General features: G+C 62.7%; 11 protein-coding genes and 6 pseudogenes. 11 read left to right on the forward strand and 6 right to left on the reverse strand.

Annotated features, from left to right (window positions below; all coding sequences use genetic code 11):
* Positions 1-66: 66 nt before the first annotated feature.
* The gene (locus ACQB61_RS15695) at positions 67-471 is read left to right on the forward strand and encodes an MAPEG family protein (protein WP_430513377.1); all 405 of its coding nucleotides are present in this window, start codon (positions 67-69) and stop codon (positions 469-471) included.
* An 81-nt stretch (positions 472-552) separates the two neighbouring features.
* Here ACQB61_RS15695 and ACQB61_RS15700 read toward each other — a convergent pair whose 3' ends face one another.
* From ACQB61_RS15700 to ACQB61_RS15715, 4 genes and pseudogenes are all read right to left on the reverse strand, one after another.
* Entirely contained in the window at positions 553-1,386 is an 834-nt protein-coding gene (locus ACQB61_RS15700) for a TRAP transporter substrate-binding protein (protein ID WP_430513378.1), read from the reverse strand.
* Positions 1,387-1,773: 387 nt separating this feature from the next.
* Positions 1,774-2,391, reverse strand: coding sequence for a GntR family transcriptional regulator (locus ACQB61_RS15705; RefSeq protein ID WP_430514391.1), 618 nt, complete (start codon positions 2,389-2,391; stop codon positions 1,774-1,776).
* A 72-nt stretch (positions 2,392-2,463) separates the two neighbouring features.
* Positions 2,464-3,545 (reverse strand): annotated as a pseudogene (locus ACQB61_RS15710) (anhydro-N-acetylmuramic acid kinase).
* Positions 3,546-3,611: 66 nt separating this feature from the next.
* The gene (locus tag ACQB61_RS15715; protein ID WP_430513379.1) at positions 3,612-4,028 is read right to left on the reverse strand and encodes a globin domain-containing protein; all 417 of its coding nucleotides are present in this window, start codon (positions 4,026-4,028) and stop codon (positions 3,612-3,614) included.
* A 415-nt stretch (positions 4,029-4,443) separates the two neighbouring features.
* Here ACQB61_RS15715 and ACQB61_RS15720 point away from each other — a divergent pair.
* Positions 4,444-5,882, forward strand: a pseudogene (locus ACQB61_RS15720) (pyridoxal phosphate-dependent decarboxylase family protein).
* Here ACQB61_RS15720 and ACQB61_RS15725 read toward each other — a convergent pair.
* Positions 5,875-5,955, reverse strand: a pseudogene (locus ACQB61_RS15725) (toxin-antitoxin system HicB family antitoxin); the annotation flags it as partial. The pseudogenes ACQB61_RS15720 and ACQB61_RS15725 sit on opposite strands and share 8 nt — an antisense overlap.
* Positions 5,956-6,044: 89 nt before the next feature.
* A pseudogene (locus tag ACQB61_RS15730) lies at positions 6,045-6,943 on the reverse strand (LysR family transcriptional regulator).
* 288 nt (positions 6,944-7,231) lie between these two features.
* Here ACQB61_RS15730 and ACQB61_RS15735 point away from each other — a divergent pair.
* The 9 genes and pseudogenes from ACQB61_RS15735 to ACQB61_RS15775 all read left to right on the forward strand — a co-directional run bounded on the left by ACQB61_RS15735 (position 7,232) and on the right by ACQB61_RS15775 (position 15,308).
* Positions 7,232-8,029 carry a 5-oxoprolinase subunit PxpA gene (locus ACQB61_RS15735; protein WP_430513380.1) on the forward strand — a complete coding sequence of 266 codons (798 nt, stop codon included), beginning with the start codon at positions 7,232-7,234 and terminating at the stop codon, positions 8,027-8,029.
* Entirely contained in the window at positions 8,026-8,268 is a 243-nt protein-coding gene (locus tag ACQB61_RS15740) for an acetyl-CoA carboxylase (RefSeq protein WP_430513381.1), read from the forward strand. Before ACQB61_RS15735 ends, ACQB61_RS15740 begins: the two co-directional genes overlap by 4 nt.
* Positions 8,265-9,646, forward strand: a pseudogene (locus ACQB61_RS15745) (acetyl-CoA carboxylase biotin carboxylase subunit). Before ACQB61_RS15740 ends, ACQB61_RS15745 begins: the two are co-directional and overlap by 4 nt.
* A complete protein-coding gene (locus ACQB61_RS15750) occupies positions 9,646-10,521 on the forward strand; it encodes a 5-oxoprolinase subunit B family protein (RefSeq protein ID WP_430513382.1) in 876 nt (291 codons plus the stop codon). Before ACQB61_RS15745 ends, ACQB61_RS15750 begins: the two are co-directional and overlap by 1 nt.
* Positions 10,511-11,479, forward strand: coding sequence for a biotin-dependent carboxyltransferase family protein (locus tag ACQB61_RS15755; RefSeq protein ID WP_430513383.1), 969 nt, complete (start codon positions 10,511-10,513; stop codon positions 11,477-11,479). The genes ACQB61_RS15750 and ACQB61_RS15755 overlap by 11 nt, the downstream gene beginning before the upstream one ends.
* Positions 11,480-11,563: 84 nt before the next feature.
* Positions 11,564-12,600 (forward strand): annotated as a pseudogene (torT, locus tag ACQB61_RS15760) (TMAO reductase system periplasmic protein TorT).
* Positions 12,601-12,757: 157 nt separating this feature from the next.
* Complete coding sequence (locus tag ACQB61_RS15765; protein WP_430513384.1) at positions 12,758-13,921, forward strand: sugar ABC transporter ATP-binding protein; 1,164 nt, start codon at positions 12,758-12,760, stop codon at positions 13,919-13,921.
* A gap of 17 nt (positions 13,922-13,938) precedes the next feature.
* Entirely contained in the window at positions 13,939-14,274 is a 336-nt protein-coding gene (locus ACQB61_RS15770) for a hypothetical protein (RefSeq protein WP_430513385.1), read from the forward strand.
* Positions 14,275-14,297: 23 nt separating this feature from the next.
* A complete protein-coding gene (locus ACQB61_RS15775) occupies positions 14,298-15,308 on the forward strand; it encodes an ABC transporter permease (protein WP_430513386.1) in 1,011 nt (336 codons plus the stop codon).
* Positions 15,309-15,333: the final 25 nt, after the last annotated feature.

A 15,333-nucleotide genomic window follows, 5' to 3' on the forward strand; every position in this document is an offset into this window, starting at 1 on the left:
GGAGACGGACGTTCCCATCGCGTCAGGGCAAGGGCAGCATGCAACGCCCGAAGCGGGAGAACTATCTTGCAGCAGACAGCACTTCTTCTCAGCGCCACTCCCATCTATGCCGGAATTCTGGGGCTGATATACATTTACCTGAGTTTCCGCGTCGTCGACCGCCGCAGGAGCCTTCAGCTGGCGCTGGGTGATGGCGGCGACACGGAAATGTTGCGCCGCCAGCGCGTCCACGGCAACTTCGCCGAATATGTGCCGCTGGTGCTGATCCTGATCCTCATGTGCGAATTGCAGGGGGCGCCGGTTCTGCTCGTGCATGCCCTCGGCCTTGCTTTCACGATCGGCCGCATCTCGCACGCTTACGGTGTCTCCCAGCGGAAGGAAAATCTCATCTTCCGCATGAGCGGCATGATCCTCACCTTCGCCACCCTCGCCATCTCTGCGGTGACGGGCATCGTCCTGACTGTGGCTTAACTCAGGTCCCGGCGGAAAGGCCATCCGCCCGCCAAAAGATGAAAGCCCGAACGGCCTGCCAGCCGTCCGGGCTTTTTCATGTCATACGCCCCAGACGGCAGCGCGGTCGTGATACATGCGTTCTTCCATGGCCTTGGTGTAGGAAGCGCACTGCTTGATGTAGTCAACGTAGGAGGCGTGGACCTTTTCGGCCACGGCATCACCCTTCGGATAGGCTTCCAGCACCTCGCGCGAGGCCTTGCCCAGCGCCGCCACCACGTCATCCGGGAAGGCCGAGACCTTGGCACCCTTGCTGACCAGATCGGCCAGAACACGCGTGTTGTTGTAGCGGAACTCGGCAATCGTATCCTCGCCCTGCGCCTGTGCGGCGCTGGCGAAGATCGCCTGCAATGCCGGAGACATGTTGCCCCAGACATTCTGGTTGACGATCATTTCCAGAGCGGCGCCCGGCTCATGGAAAGCCGGCAGGTAGTAGTAGGGTGCGATCTTGTAGAGCCCTAGCGCCACGTCGTTCCACGGGCCGACGAACTCGGCCGCATCGACGACACCGGACTGCAGCGCCGGATAGATTTCCGGCGGCGGGGTCAGCACCGTCACGACGCCCAGCTTGCGCATGACATCGCCGCCAAGACCGGCAATGCGCATTTTGAGGCCCGCCAGATCATCCAGCTTGGCGACCGGGTTCTTGAACCAGCCGCCGGCCTGCGCACCCGAGCCGCCCGCGTAGAAGGGCTTCACGCCGAAGGGGGCATAAGCCTCGTCCCACAATGCCTGACCACCACCATAGGCGATCCAGCCGGACAGTTCCGACTGCTCCAGACCGTAGGGCACGGTGGTGTAGTACATCGCAGCGCGCACCTTGCCCGCGTGGTAATAAGACGCCGTATGGCCCATGTCGGCTGCACCACTCGACACTGCCCCGAACACCTCAAAGGGGGGACCAGTTCACCACCGCCGTAATAGGTGATCTTCACCTTGCCATCGCTCATCGCCTCGATGCGCTTGGCGAGCTTTTCGGCGCCAGTGCCCACACCGGGGAAGCCGCGCGGAAAACCGCCCACGAGCTTGAGGTTCAGCGTTGCCTGAGCAAGGGCGGGCGCTGCAAGGGCAGGCGCAGCCGCAGCCGCAAGCGCGCCCGTTTTCAGAAAATCACGGCGTTTCATTGATTAACCTCCCGGCGGGTTCCTGACCCGAAACAGAATTTCCACTCCTGATCGTAGACCGCAGAAAGGCCGCTTGACCAGATGGAAACTGTTGTTTTGGCGGTTCTTTCCGGCTGAGTGAGACAAACAGGCGCGCGCCTCAGTTCTGTTTGAGGCGGGTCTTCTGGGCGTGTTCGATATGGCGGCGGGCGGCAGATTCGGCGGCATCCAGATCACGCGAGGCGATGGCCCGCACGATGGCGGCATGCTCTTCAATGGCCGTTTCACGCCGCTCGGGCGTGTCCAGCGTCGAGCCCGCCATGAGGATCATCGACAGGCGCAGATGGTCGATCTGACCGACAAGATAGCGGTTGTGGGAGGCGAGATAGATGCGCCGGTGGAACTCCCTGTTGGAGCGCACCATGGACTTTTCGTCCGCCACCCGTTGCCGGTCCGCCTCAACCAGTTCGCTCAGGATCTCGATTTCGGCATTGGACGCATGCTGGGCAGCAAGGCGGGCGGCTGTGCCTTCCAGCACCTCGCGCATGTAATACACCTCGGAGATCTGCCGGTGGTCCAGCGTCGGGATGACCATGCCCCGATTCGGCTCGTGGATGGCGAGGCCTTGCGCTTCCAGCCGCTTGAGGCCTTCGCGGATCGGCGTGCGGCTGACGCCGAAGATCTCGGCAAGCTCCGCCTCACGCAGGCGGTCACCCGGCTTCAGTGTCCGGTCTTCGATGGCCTCTACCAGACGGCGGTAGATTTCGGCGCCGTTCAGCCGCTCGTCGTGCCGCTCGCGGTTTCCGAAGACCTCGTCTTCGTCAATGGGTCTGCTCTTATCCATGTATCTTCAGGCGCCTCGGACTGTAGGGCGGTAGAGGCGTCCGCCGATCACCGGCTCGCGCGCGCCCGTCGTATGCGGATAGCTGGTAGGAAGACCTGCCATGAAGCGCGCGCCAAGGAAAGCCATTGCCTGTGCTTCCAGTGAATCACCGTCAAGGCCATGCACATCCGAATTGACCACATCTGCATCCAGGCGCTGCGCCAGTTCCGCCATGATCGTCGGATTGCGCCGCCCGCCACCGCAGACGATCCAGCTCTTGGGTGTGCGTGGCAGCAGCGCCGAGGACCGGGCCACAGCCTCCGCCGTGATGGCGGCAAGTGTGGCGGCACCATCCAGCCAGGACAGTCCCTCCACCCATTGCAGCGTGAAGGCGTTCCTGTCGAGAGACTTGGGCGCGGGCTGAGCGAAATAGGGATGCCGCAGGGCAATCTCCAGACGCGAGGCTTCCACATGCCCCGCCCCGGACCAGCGTCCATCCCGGTCGAAATCGCCAAGGCCTGACTGACGTATCCAGTCATCCAGCAGCGCATTGCCCGGGCCGATGTCGAAAGCCATCAGGTGCTCGCCGTCGATGTAAGTGAGGTTGGACACCCCACCGATATTGAGGAAGCACAGCGGCTGCTTCAGGCTGGCGGCCAGCGCCCGGTGATAGACCGGCACCAGCGGCGCCCCTGCCCGCCAGCTTCCATATCCGCCTGCCGCACATCGCCAACGACCGGCAGGCCCAGAACATCCGCCAGCTTCTGCGGATTTCCGAGCTGGACGGTCTCGCCTGCAGCAGGATCATGCCAGACTGTCTGGCCATGGAAGACAACAAGATCCGGCTTGCGCTCCAGCCGCGCCAGAAAGGCGGCTATGGCCACGGCATGATCGCGGGTGACTGCCTCGGCAAGCCCCGGCCACAGATCCCGGCGGGATGGGCCTGCCGCAATGGTCGCCAGAATGGCCTCGCGGGTTTCGGGAGCATAGGCTTCGGTTTCTGCTGGCCCTGCCGACAGCAGCCGCTCTCCGTCTGTCGTGATCAGGGCCATGTCGATCCCATCGGCAGAGGTGCCGCTGATCGTGCCGAGCACTGTAATCGGGTCCATGGCTGAAACTCCGGTTTGCCGGCGCGGGCGCGGCACCCCGGCAAGCTGCCAGTTTTGCACGCCTGCTCAGGCTGCGCGGTACTCCGCGCTCGCAATCATGATGTCAGACAGCGTTGCATAGGCCGCTATCCATGAAGAGCGTACCGCAGGTGTGAAGGCTTCGCCAAGGTGGCGCTCGAGTGTCCACAGAAGGGCATCGCCAGCCGCATGATAATGGGCGGCGCTGACGCCATAGGTAACATGGCGCTTGGCGAGGGCTTCAAGCTCCGGAAGAAGCATCTGCAGATTGGACAGCATGCTGATAACTGCAGACAGAGCCTCAAGAAGACGCAACTCCTGAGCAGGCAGCGGGGTGCGGAACAACGGGCGCAAGGTGGGCGAAAGTTCAAAGAAGCGGCAGTAAAAGCCGGATACAATCGATGCCCCCTGCGGACGCAGCCGGTCGAAGCTCGTTTGCACAAGTTGTATCTGCTCGGGCGTCACCTCAGCCCCTCCACTGAACCATATCTGCGGACGGCACAGGCACCGCCCGAATGAGCGGAGGCGCTGCAATGTAATGATATTACCAAATTATCAATAATGAATATCTCATCGGGAAACAAGCAGCGCCAGCGTGAAATGAGCTGTCTGGCGTGAAAATCTAATTCAAACTGTTTTTGTAGCGCAACTCCAAGGATGGCGTGTTCTGACAGACGGAGAGAACAGGGCAAAATGGTCTGGTGCAGTGGCAACAACCGTCCTTCATGTGCCGGCTGCGCGGCGCCGGTACATAGACCCGGCGGCATGCGCGCGAGTTGAATATTCACCCCCGCCTGCTGCCGGTCCAGCTGCTTGCAGCTTGTTGAACCGCAGGACTGGCGCTAACAGTTTTGCCTTACGTCTTTACAGGGAGGCATATATGGACGGCGAAGAGTTCCGGCACTGGTCGCGGCGCGCAGCCGATTGGGGCGCTGATTACAGGGCAGGCCTCAGGGACCTTCCCGTTCGCGCCCAGACATCCCCGGGGAAATTGCCGCCCGTATTCCCGCCTCTCCGCCGGAAGAGCCGGAGGCCATGGAGGCGATCTTCAAGAGCTTCGAGGCCGATATCCTGCCCGGCATGACCCACTGGCAGCATCCGCGCTTCTTCGCCTATTTCCCCGCGAATGCCGCACCGGTCTCCGTCGTTGCCGAATATCTCGTCAGCGCCATGGCCGCGCAATGCATGCTGTGGCAGACCTCACCGGCGGCAACCGAGCTGGAAGGCCGGGTGACGGACTGGTTCCGTCAGGCCATTGGTCTTCCTGCAGATTTCGCCGGAACGCTGCAGGACACAGCCTCCTCTGCGACGCTGGCCGCCGTTCTGACCCTGCGCGAACGTGCCCTTGGCTGGCAAGGCAACCAGAAAGGCCTCTCCGGCCAGCCGCGCCTCAGGGTCTATTGCTCGGGCGAAGTCCACACCTCCATCGACCGGGCGGTCTGGTTTGCAGGCCTTGGCGCGAACAATCTGGTGCGCATTCCCGTTGAAGGACCTAGCCGGGCGATGAACCCGCAGGCGCTGCAAGCCGCGATCACGGCCGACCGTGAGGCCGGATATCAGCCCGCCGGTATCATCGCCTGCGTGGGCGGCACGGGTTGCGGCGGCACGGACGATATCCACGCCGTAGTGGAGATTGCGGCCCGCGAAGATCTGTACCTGCATGTGGACGCGGCATGGGCCGGGTCTGCCATGATCTGCCCGGAATTCCGTGAACTGTGGGCGGGCATTGAGGGCGCGGACAGCATCGTCATCAATCCGCACAAGTGGCTGGGTGCCCAGTTCGATTGCACGGTGCAGTTCCTGCGCGATCCCTCACAGCAGGTGCGCGCCCTTGCCATCCGGCCGGAATATCTGAAGACGGCGGGTCAGGACGAAATCACCAACTATTCCGAGTGGTCCGTGGTGCTGGGCCGCCGTTTCCGGGCCCTGAAACTCTGGTTCCTGATGCGTGCCCATGGCCTTGCCGGTCTGCGTGAGATGATCCGCAATCACGTGGCCTGGTCGGTGGAACTGGCGGAAAAACTCCGCGGCGAGCCCGACTTCGAGATCGGAACCGAGCCCATGCTCTCGCTCTTCACCTTCCGCTACCGCCCGGCGCATCTCTCCGGCGATGAAGAGGCGATTGCCGCCGCCAACCGGGCGCTGCTGGAGGCCATCAATGCGGACGGGCGGATCTACCTCACCCAGACGCTGGTGGACGGCCGCTTCGTCCTGCGCTTCCAGGCAGGCCAGTTCGAAGCCACTCGCGAGGACGTGATGCTGTCTTTCGATGTGATCACCGGCCTTGCACGCAAGGGGTGTGAAACCGGCCCTAGCTGACAGCCCGCTCCAGCGTCGAGGTCACCCACTTGTTGAGGCTGACCCCGGCGCGGCGGGCTGCAATCGTCAATGCCTTGTGCTAACCCGGATCAGCCTGGCGGCGGACGTTCCCTGAAAGGTCATCACGTCACGCAGGTTCAGTCAGGAAGCGCCGGACAGATCTCACCCAGGCAGATGGAAGGTCTGGCGGAAATAGCGGCGGATGGCAGCCATGGCGGGGGTGAATTCTGCGTTCTTGCGCCAGGCAAGGCCAACATCCATGGACGGCACCGGATCGCGCAGGTTGATCGTCTCGATGCGCCGCCCCTCCAGCGACCAGGGCCGGTGCACCATATCGGACAGAATGGCGACGCCCTGATCGTTTGCGACCAGCGAGCGCACCGCCTCCACCGATGAGGTGCGCAAGGTGATGCGCGGCTGATAGCCGGACTGACTCCAGTATTTCAGAGAGCTGTGCGAAGCCTCGTCCACTGTCAGCATGATGTAGGGCTCTTCCGCCACTTCCCGCAGCCCGACTGAAGGAGCAGACAGAAGCCGGTGCTGACCCGGCACCCAGAGACGGCGGGCGGAGCTCATAAGCTTTTCCGTGACCAGCTCCGGATTGAGAATGTTGGAGGTCAGCAGCACGGCGATGTCATGCCGGTTGGTCAGAAGCCCCTCCTCAATGGACTCCCGGTTCATCTCCAGCAGCTGGATGTCCAGCCCCGGCAGGCGGCGGCGGATGCGCTCGATATGCAAGGGCAGGAAATAGCCCATCACCGTATAGGTCGCGGCCACCGTCAGCCGCCCGGTCAACTCACTGCCCGTCAGCGACAGATGCGTCGCCTCCTCCACCTTGCGCAGGATCTCATAGGCGTGGGAGAGGAACTGACGCCCGGCCTCCGTCAGTTCCATGCCGTGGGACACACGCTCGAACAGGGGGAACCGACAATCTGCTCCAGCTCCTTGATCGCCGTCGTCACCGCCGACTGAGAGATCGACAGATGAATAGCCGCCTGTGACACCTGACCTTGCTCAGCCGTCGCCACAAAGTAGCGGATCTGCCTCAAGCTGATCGACATGATTGTATCTCCCCCACTTTTTCCAATCATTCCTTATCTGATTTTCAGATGACGCCGCCTTCATCTTGAGCAACAAGCTGACAAAACTTGCTCATAAATCGGTAACTTATTGATATTTATTGATTAATTCCCTCTGTGCACGGACGTCATTATTCTTCTTTCCAGATACAGAAGCGCAAAACATAAAAATTTTCAAACGCTCTTTTTTGTCCTAGCGTCATTTCTGACGAAAACAGAGGCACCCCACCTCCCTGCTCAAAAGGCAGGCAGGCGGTGAAAGGGCGGACATTGGCACTCGAAGCTGTCGACATCAATTGTGATCTGGGAGAGGGCTTCGGCCGCTGGCGCATCGGTGATACCGAGGATGCCGAACTGATGGGCCTGATCAGCTCGGCGAACATCGCCACCGGCTTTCATGCGGGCGATCCCAACCTGATGGACCGCACCGTGCGCATGGCGGTGGAGCATGGCGTCGGCATCGGCGCACATCCCGGTTACAACGACCTCAAAGGCTTTGGCCGCCGCCGGATCGACGGCACGGCACGCGAGCTTCTGAACGACATCATCTATCAGGTCGGCGCACTGCGTGAATTCGCCCGCCGCCATGGCGCCAGCCTGCAGCACGTGAAGCCGCATGGCGCGCTCTACATGGAGATGGCGGTCAACACCGAACTCTCCCAGCTGTTCATGACCTACATGCAGACCGTGGCACCGAACGCCTTTGTCTTCTGCATGGCGGGCTCTGCCACCGAAACCGCCGCGCTTGAAGCGGGCCAGCCGGTCATCCGCGAGTTCTATGCCGACCGTGACTATGACGACAGCGGCTCCATCGTCTTCACCCGCGATGTGGGGCGGCCGGACCCGGAAGCCATTGCCCGCAAGGTGGTGCGTGCCTGCAAGGAAGGCGTGGTGACAACCGTAACGGGCACCGACATCAAGGTACCGTTCGAGTCCATCTGCTTCCATTCCGACACGCTGGGCGCAAAGGAAATCGGCGAAGCCATGCGCGAGGGCCTGAAGGCCGCCGGCATCAAGATCATTCCCGTCTCAGAAATCGCAAAAGAAAACTTCCGGAGAAGCGCATGAGCAAGCTCGAGATCAGATCGCCCCTTCCGGGCATCTTCTACCGCAAGCCCTCCCCCGATGCGGCAGCTTTCACGCAGGACGGCGCAAGTGTTGGCGAGGCGGATGTAATCGGCCTTATTGAGGTGATGAAGACCTTCCACGAGATCCCGGCAGGCCTTTCCGGCAGCAACATCATCTTCCATGTGGAAGATGCCGAGCCGGTGATGGCAGGGCAAGTTCTGGCAGAGGTTGACGCATGACGATCCGCTCTCTCCTTGTGGCCAACCGGGGCGAAATCGCCGTCAGGATCGTGAAAGCGGCAAAGGCCATGGGCCTGCGTGCCGTGCAGGTCCACTCCGCCGCCGATGCCGACATGCTGGCGGTGAAGCTGGCGGATGAGGCCATCGATATCGGCCCGCCGTCTGCCGCCAAATCCTATCTCAACATCGAGCGCGTGGTGGCCGCCGCCAAGGAGGCCGGCGTTGATGCGATCCATCCCGGCTATGGCTTTCTGTCCGAAAATGCCGCCTTCGCGCAGGCCGTCACCGATGCCGGGCTGATCTTCATTGGCCCCAGCGCAGAGGCCATCAGCCTGCTCGGTGACAAGGTGAAAGCACGCGAGGTGGCAGCGGCTGCCGGTGTGCCCACCGTTCCGGGCAGCGATGGCCTCATTGCAGATATCGAGGCTGCCCGCGCCGTTATCGCCCGCACTGGTTTTCCGGTGATGATCAAGGCCGCAGCCGGCGGTGGCGGGCGTGGCATCCGCATTGCCGCCAGCATGGAAGACTTCGAGCGCCAGTTCCCACTGGCCTCCGCCGAGGCCAAGGCCGCCTTCGGCGATGGCGGGCTCTATATCGAGAAGGTGATCGAGCGTGCCCGGCATGTGGAAGTGCAAATCCTGGGCGACGGGGTGGACGCAATTCACCTGTTCGAGCGGGAGTGCTCGCTGCAACGCCGCCGCCAGAAGGTCTGGGAGGAAGCCCCTCCTCTACCCTGCCCGCTGATGTCCGCGATGCCCTGTGCGCCAGTGCTGTCGCGCTCGCAAAATCGGTTGGCTACAAGGGCGCTGGCACCGTCGAATATCTCTATGACGAGGACGCAGGCGCCTTCTATTTCATCGAGGTGAACACCCGCATTCAGGTGGAACACCCGGTGACCGAAATGATCACCGGCGTTGATCTGGTGCAGGAAATGATCCGCATTGCAGGCGGCGGAAAGCTGAGCCTGCGGCAGGAGGACATCCGCCTGTCGGGCCATGCCATCGAATGCCGCATCAATGCGGAAGATCCCTCCCGCAACTTCGTTCCCGGCCCTGGCACCATCACCAGCCTCACTGTGCCGGAGGGCAAGGGCATCCGCTTCGACACCATGCTCTACGAGGGCTACACGGTGCCGCCCTTCTACGATTCCCTGCTCGGCAAGCTGATCGTCCATGGCGATGACCGCGCCGCCTGCATCGCCCGGCTGGAACAGGCCCTCAAGGGGCTGAAGATCGGCGGACTTGCCACCACCGTGCCGCTGCATCTGGCCCTGTGCCGCGATGACAGCGTGACGGCGGGCGCCGTTCACACACGTTTCCTGGAACCCTGGCTCGAAGAGAGCTTCCGGCCGGATGCTGGACTTGAGGAGGTTGCGTAATGGCGATGCGTTACACATTCGGCGGTGACGAGCACCTCTTCGTGGAATGCAGCGAGGACATGTCCCTCGATGCCTTCTTCCAGTCCCTGTCCATGACCAATGGCATCCGGGATGCAGGCATCAGCGGTGTTACAGAAATCTGCCCGGCCAATGCCTCGTTTCAGGTGAAGTTCAATCCCGATGTGATCCATCCGGACGACCTCATGCGCGAGGTGAAAGCCATTGAGGCGGCCGCCGCCAAAGCCGAGCCGGTGATCCGCACCCGCATCGTCGAGATCCCGGTGTTCTACAATGACCCGTGGACACATGAGACGCTGATGCGTTTCCGCGAGCGCCATCAGGACCCAACGGGAACCGACCTCGACTACGCCGCCCGGATCAACGGCTATGAGACGGTGAGCGATTTCATCACCGCCCATTCCGGCTCGCCCTGGTTCGTCTCCATGGTGGGCTTCGTCTCGGGTTTGCCCTTCATGTACCAGATGGTGGAGCGGCAGCGGCAGATCGAAGTGCCGAAATACCTGCGCCCACGCACGGACACGCCCCGGCTGACGGTGGGCCATGGCGGCTGCTTCGGCTGCATCTATTCGGTGCGCGGTGCAGGCGGCTACCAGATGTTCGGCATCACCCCCATGCCGATCTATGATCCGGCGCAGGAGACGAGCTACCTCAAGGACTTCATGGTGTTCTTCCGCCCTGGCGACATCGTCAAGTTCAAGCCGGTGGACCGGGATGGCTATGACACGGCGGTGGAAGAAGTGGCCAAGGGGCACTTCACCCCGCCGGTCCGCGAGGTGAGCTTCGACCTCACCGAATTCAGCAAGGACATCGACGGCTACAACCAGAAACTGGAGGGCGTCCTCTATGGCGATTAAGGTTCTCCATCCCGGCCTTGCCACCACGGTTCAGGACCTCGGCCGCCCTGGATATTTCCATCTCGGCATCCCCATTGGCGGGGCCATGGACCGGCTGGCCATGCGGGCAGCCAACCTGCTGGTGGGCAATGACGAGGGCGCTGCCGGTCTTGAGGCGGTCTTCATCGGCCCAAAGCTGGAGTTCACCCGCGATGCCACCGTCGCCGTCACCGGTGCGGACATGCCCGTGAAGCTCGACGGCGAGGCCCGGCCCGGCTGGACTGCGTTTGCGGTGAAGGCTGGACAGGTGCTCAGTTTCGACTTCCTGAAATCCGGTGCCCGTATCTGTATCGCCGTGTCGGGAGGCCTCGACGTGCCGCAGGCGCTTGGCAGCCGCTCCACCTATGCCATCGGCGCCCTTGGCGGCTTCAACGGCCGGGCGATTGCCGCCGGTGACGAACTGCCGGTCGGGGACGCCGGCACCAGTACGGAAGGGCGGACCATTCCGGAAGACCTTCGCCGCAAGCCGGGCACTCCGGCAGAACTGCGCGTGCTGCCAGGGCTTTACTGGCACCGCATCACCGAAGAGGCACAGGAAGCCTTCTTTGCCGATGAGTGGAAGGTGGCACCGGAAGCCGACCGCATGGGCTACCGCTTCCGAGGCGGGCGCCCGCTCGATTTCGTGCCGCGCCAGCCGCCCTTCGGCGCAGGCTCGGACCCGTCCAACATCGTCGACAGCTGCTACCCCTATGGCTCCATTCAGGTGCCCAGCGGCAGCGAGCCGATCATCCTGCACCGCGACGCTGTGTCGGGAGGCGGCTACTTCATGGTGGGTACCGTGATTTCGGCTGACATGGACCTCATCGGCCAGATGCAGCCGAACACCCCCACCCGCTTTGTCCGGGTGGACATGGAGGACGCCCTGAATGCCCGCCGGGAACGGGCAGAGCTGATCAGCCGCATCAGGGCGCTTTTCTGACTTCGCATAACAAGAACAAGACGCAACCTTTCAACCGGGGAAGACAACATGACACGCACTGCCTTCAAGGGGCTTTCTGCCTCAATGATCCTGCTTGCCTCGATGGTCCCGTCTTTGGCCGAGACCTGGTATCCCTATGATGCCATCGAGATCACCCTGCCTTCTCGTCGGACGGCAAGGCCTCCGAAGTGAAATACACGCCGCTCGAAAAGGCCAGCCAGCCTTACCGGATCTGCGTTTCCTTCCCGCATATGAAGGATGCCTACTGGCTGGGCGTGGACTATGGCGTTGCCGAACAGGCCAAAGACCTCGGCGTCAAGATGACGCTCGTGGAAGCAGGGGGCTACACGGAGCTCGCCAAGCAAATCTCGCAGATCGAGGATTGCGTCGCCGGCGGGGCGCAGGCCGTTGTGATCGGCGCCATCTCCTATGACGGGCTCAACAACCTCGTCTCCGAACTGGCGGCCAAGAAGATCCCGGTCATCGATGTCGTCAACGGAATGTCCTCGCCGGATCTGACCGCGAAGTCACTCGTCTCCTTCTACACCATGGGCTTTGAGACCGGGAAATACCTTGCCGCCAAGCACCCGAAAGGCAGCGATCCGGTGAAGGTGGGCTGGTTCCCCGGCCCGGCTGGCGCAGGCTGGGTGGAAGCGGCCAACAAGGGCTTCATGGATGCGGTGAAGGACTCTGCCCTCAACGTGCTCGACCCCAAATATGGCGACACCGGCAAGGAAGCCCAGTTGAAGCTGGTGGAAGACGTGCTGCAGGCCGAGCCGGACGTGCGCTACATCGCCGGAACCGCCGTCACCGCCGAAGCCGCACAGGGCCTCATCCGCGAGCGCGGACTGAAGGGGAAGGTGGACCTTCTCGCCTTCTACATGACACCGGGCGTCTATGAAGGCATCAAGCGCGGCTTCATCGCAGCCGCCCCCGCCGACTCCATGGTCATCCAGGGCCGCATCGCCATTGATCAGGCCGTCCGCGCCCTCGAAGGCAAGAACCTGATCAAGCACGTGGGCCCGAAGATCTTCGTCGTGGATGGGGACAACATCGCCACCGTCTCCAAGACCAGCATCCTGCCCCCGGACGGCTTCAAGCCGGTGTTCACGGTGGAATGATGCGAGGCAAAGCCCGCAGCGATGAAACGGATCTGTGACGACGCGCCTCTGCCCCCTCCCCTTTGCGGGGAGGGGGATGGTGCCCGGATCATCGTCAAGAACGCTGCCGCAACAGCCAGGAAGACACCACAGGTACAGTCCTGAAGGAGAATGGCAGATGTCCGTGAGCCGGAAGCCACTCGTAGAGATGACCGGGATTGCCAAGCACTATCCCGGCGTGAAAGCCCTCGATGGCGTGAATTTCACTCTGGAGGCGGGGGAAGTGCATGTGCTGTTCGGCGAGAATGGCGCGGGCAAGTCCACGCTCATCTCGATCCTTGCGGGCGTGAACCAGCCCAGCGCCGGAGAGATCCGCATTGATGGGGAGCCGGTGCATTTTACAAGTGTGCGTGATGCACAGGCCGCAGGTGTCGGCGCGGTGTTTCAGGAATTCTCGCTGGTGCCCACCATGACGGTGGCCGAGAACATCTATCTGGGCGACGAGCCCCGGCGCGGCGCCTTCATTGACCGGCGTGCCATGCGGCGCGAGGCACGGGCCCTTTTCGCCCGTCTCGGTTTCGATGTCGACGTGAGCCGCCGGGTGCTGTCGCTCTCCCGCGCCGAGCAGCAGATGGTGGAGATCGCCAAAGCGCTGCACCGCAAGGCTCGCATTCTCATTCTGGACGAGCCCACAGCCTCACTGACCGAGCGCGAGACAGAACGGCTCTTCGCCTTCATCCGCTCTGCCGTGACCGAAGGCGTGGGTGTCGTCTACATCTCCCACCGCATCCAGGAATTTCAGGCCATCGCCAGCCGCATCACCGTGCTGCGCGACGGGCGGCTGATCGGCACGGTGGACGCACAGGGCATTAGCGATAAGGCGCTGGTGGAGATGATGACGGGCCGTCCCGTGGACGAGATCTATCCGGCCATTGACCGCGCTGCCCTGCCCGAACCGGTACTCTCCATCCGCGGTCTTCATGCCTGGGGCGTTGCAGGGGTGGATCTCGATATCCGCCGGGGCGAGGTGCTGGGCGTCGCCGGACTGGTCGGCTCGGGCAAGTCCCGCTGCTTCCGCGCCATGCTGGGCCTCAACCGCATCGAGGCGGGTGAAGTGCGGTTGAAGGGACAGGACGTGACGGGCAAGCCCATTCGCCAGCTGCTGCGCGAAGGGATCTTCTACCTGCCATCTGACCGCAAGAGCGAAGGCCTCGTGCTGGGCGCCACCACCCGTGACAACCTGAAACTGGCGCTGATGGACCGGGCAGACATGCGCAGCACGGCCGGGCTGCTCTCCCCTCTCGCCTGTCCGCAGAGGCGGGCCGCATTGGCAGGAAGGTAGATCTGGCGGATGCCTACATGGGCCGCATGGCCTCCAGCCTCTCTGGCGGCAACCAGCAGAAGATCCTCTTCTGCAAGGGCTTTGCCGAAGACCGCGAGATCTACATCTTCGACGAGCCAACTGTCGGTGTAGACATGGGCACGCGCGCCGCACTCTACCGCATCATCAAACAGGTGGCGGAAGCGGGGAAGGCGGTCGTCGTCATCTCCTCAGACCTGCATGAGGTCATGCACCTCGCCCACCGGCTCATCGTCTTCTCACAAGGGCGCATCTCCGCCGAATTCGACCAGACCCAGATTTCCGAAGAGGCGGTGCTGCGCGCCTTCTTCAGCAACGAAAGGCATGCCGCATGACGCTCGACGCCGGGACCGCACCCATGACCGCCAGAACGCTGCCCAGCCGCGCAGGCTCGTTTGCGCGGGAGACCTTCCTGCGCACGGGGGTTCTGCCTCTGTTCATGACCGCCGCCGTGGTGATCTTTACACTCACTTCGCCCCAATTCCTGACGCTGGACAACCTCACCAACGTGGCGCGCCAGTCGGTCTATCTGATCCTCGTTTCGCTGGGCCAGATGACCGTGCTCATAACCGGCGGTTTTGACCTTGCCGTTGGTACCGCCATCGCCATGACATCCGTGGTCTCGGCCATGACCATGGTGCATTTCGCCGGGCTCTATCCGGATGCTGGCTGGCTGGTGATCCTGCCCGGCCTTGTTGCGGGCCTTGCTGCGGCGCTGGCCATCGGCATGGTCAATGGCTTTGGCGTTGCCAAATTCGGGGTCTCGCCCTTCATCATGACACTGGGCGTGCAGTCGGCTGGCGCAGGCGTGGCGCTGTTTTTGACCGGCGGCGTTCCGGTCGGCAACCTGCCTTATGAATTCGGCGACCTCTTCGGTTTTGGCCGGGTGGCTGGCATTCCTGTCCCCGTTCTTGTGGCAGTGCTTGCCATCTTGGCCATGTGGGTGCTGATGAACCGCACCCGCACAGGCGCACGCATTTATGCCATCGGTGGCAACATCAAGGCGGCGCAGCTTTCCGGCATCAATACGGCACGCACCCTCTTTATCGCCTATCTCGTCTGCGCCGCGCTTGCCTCCATCGCCGGCATCCTGCTGACGGCGCGGGTGGAAAGCGGTGAGACCAATCTGGGCGGCACGATCGCCATGGAATCCATCGCCGCCTGCGTCATTGCCGGGGTGTCGCTGCGCGGCGGCATTGGCCGGGTGGAGAATGTGGTGCTGGGCGCCTTCTTCATCGTGCTGGTGCAGAACGGCATGAACATCATGCAGATCGGCTCCTACATGCAGATGGTTCTGCTGGGCGGGCTGCTCATCCTTGCCGTGGTAGCGGACCAGTACCGCTACCGCATGCTGACCGGCGGGCGGTAACGCCCGTCCGGGACGGGAGGGGCGG

The sequence above is a fragment of the Pannonibacter phragmitetus genome (assembly GCF_050510895.1).
Lineage (GTDB): Bacteria > Pseudomonadota > Alphaproteobacteria > Rhizobiales > Stappiaceae > Pannonibacter > Pannonibacter phragmitetus_B.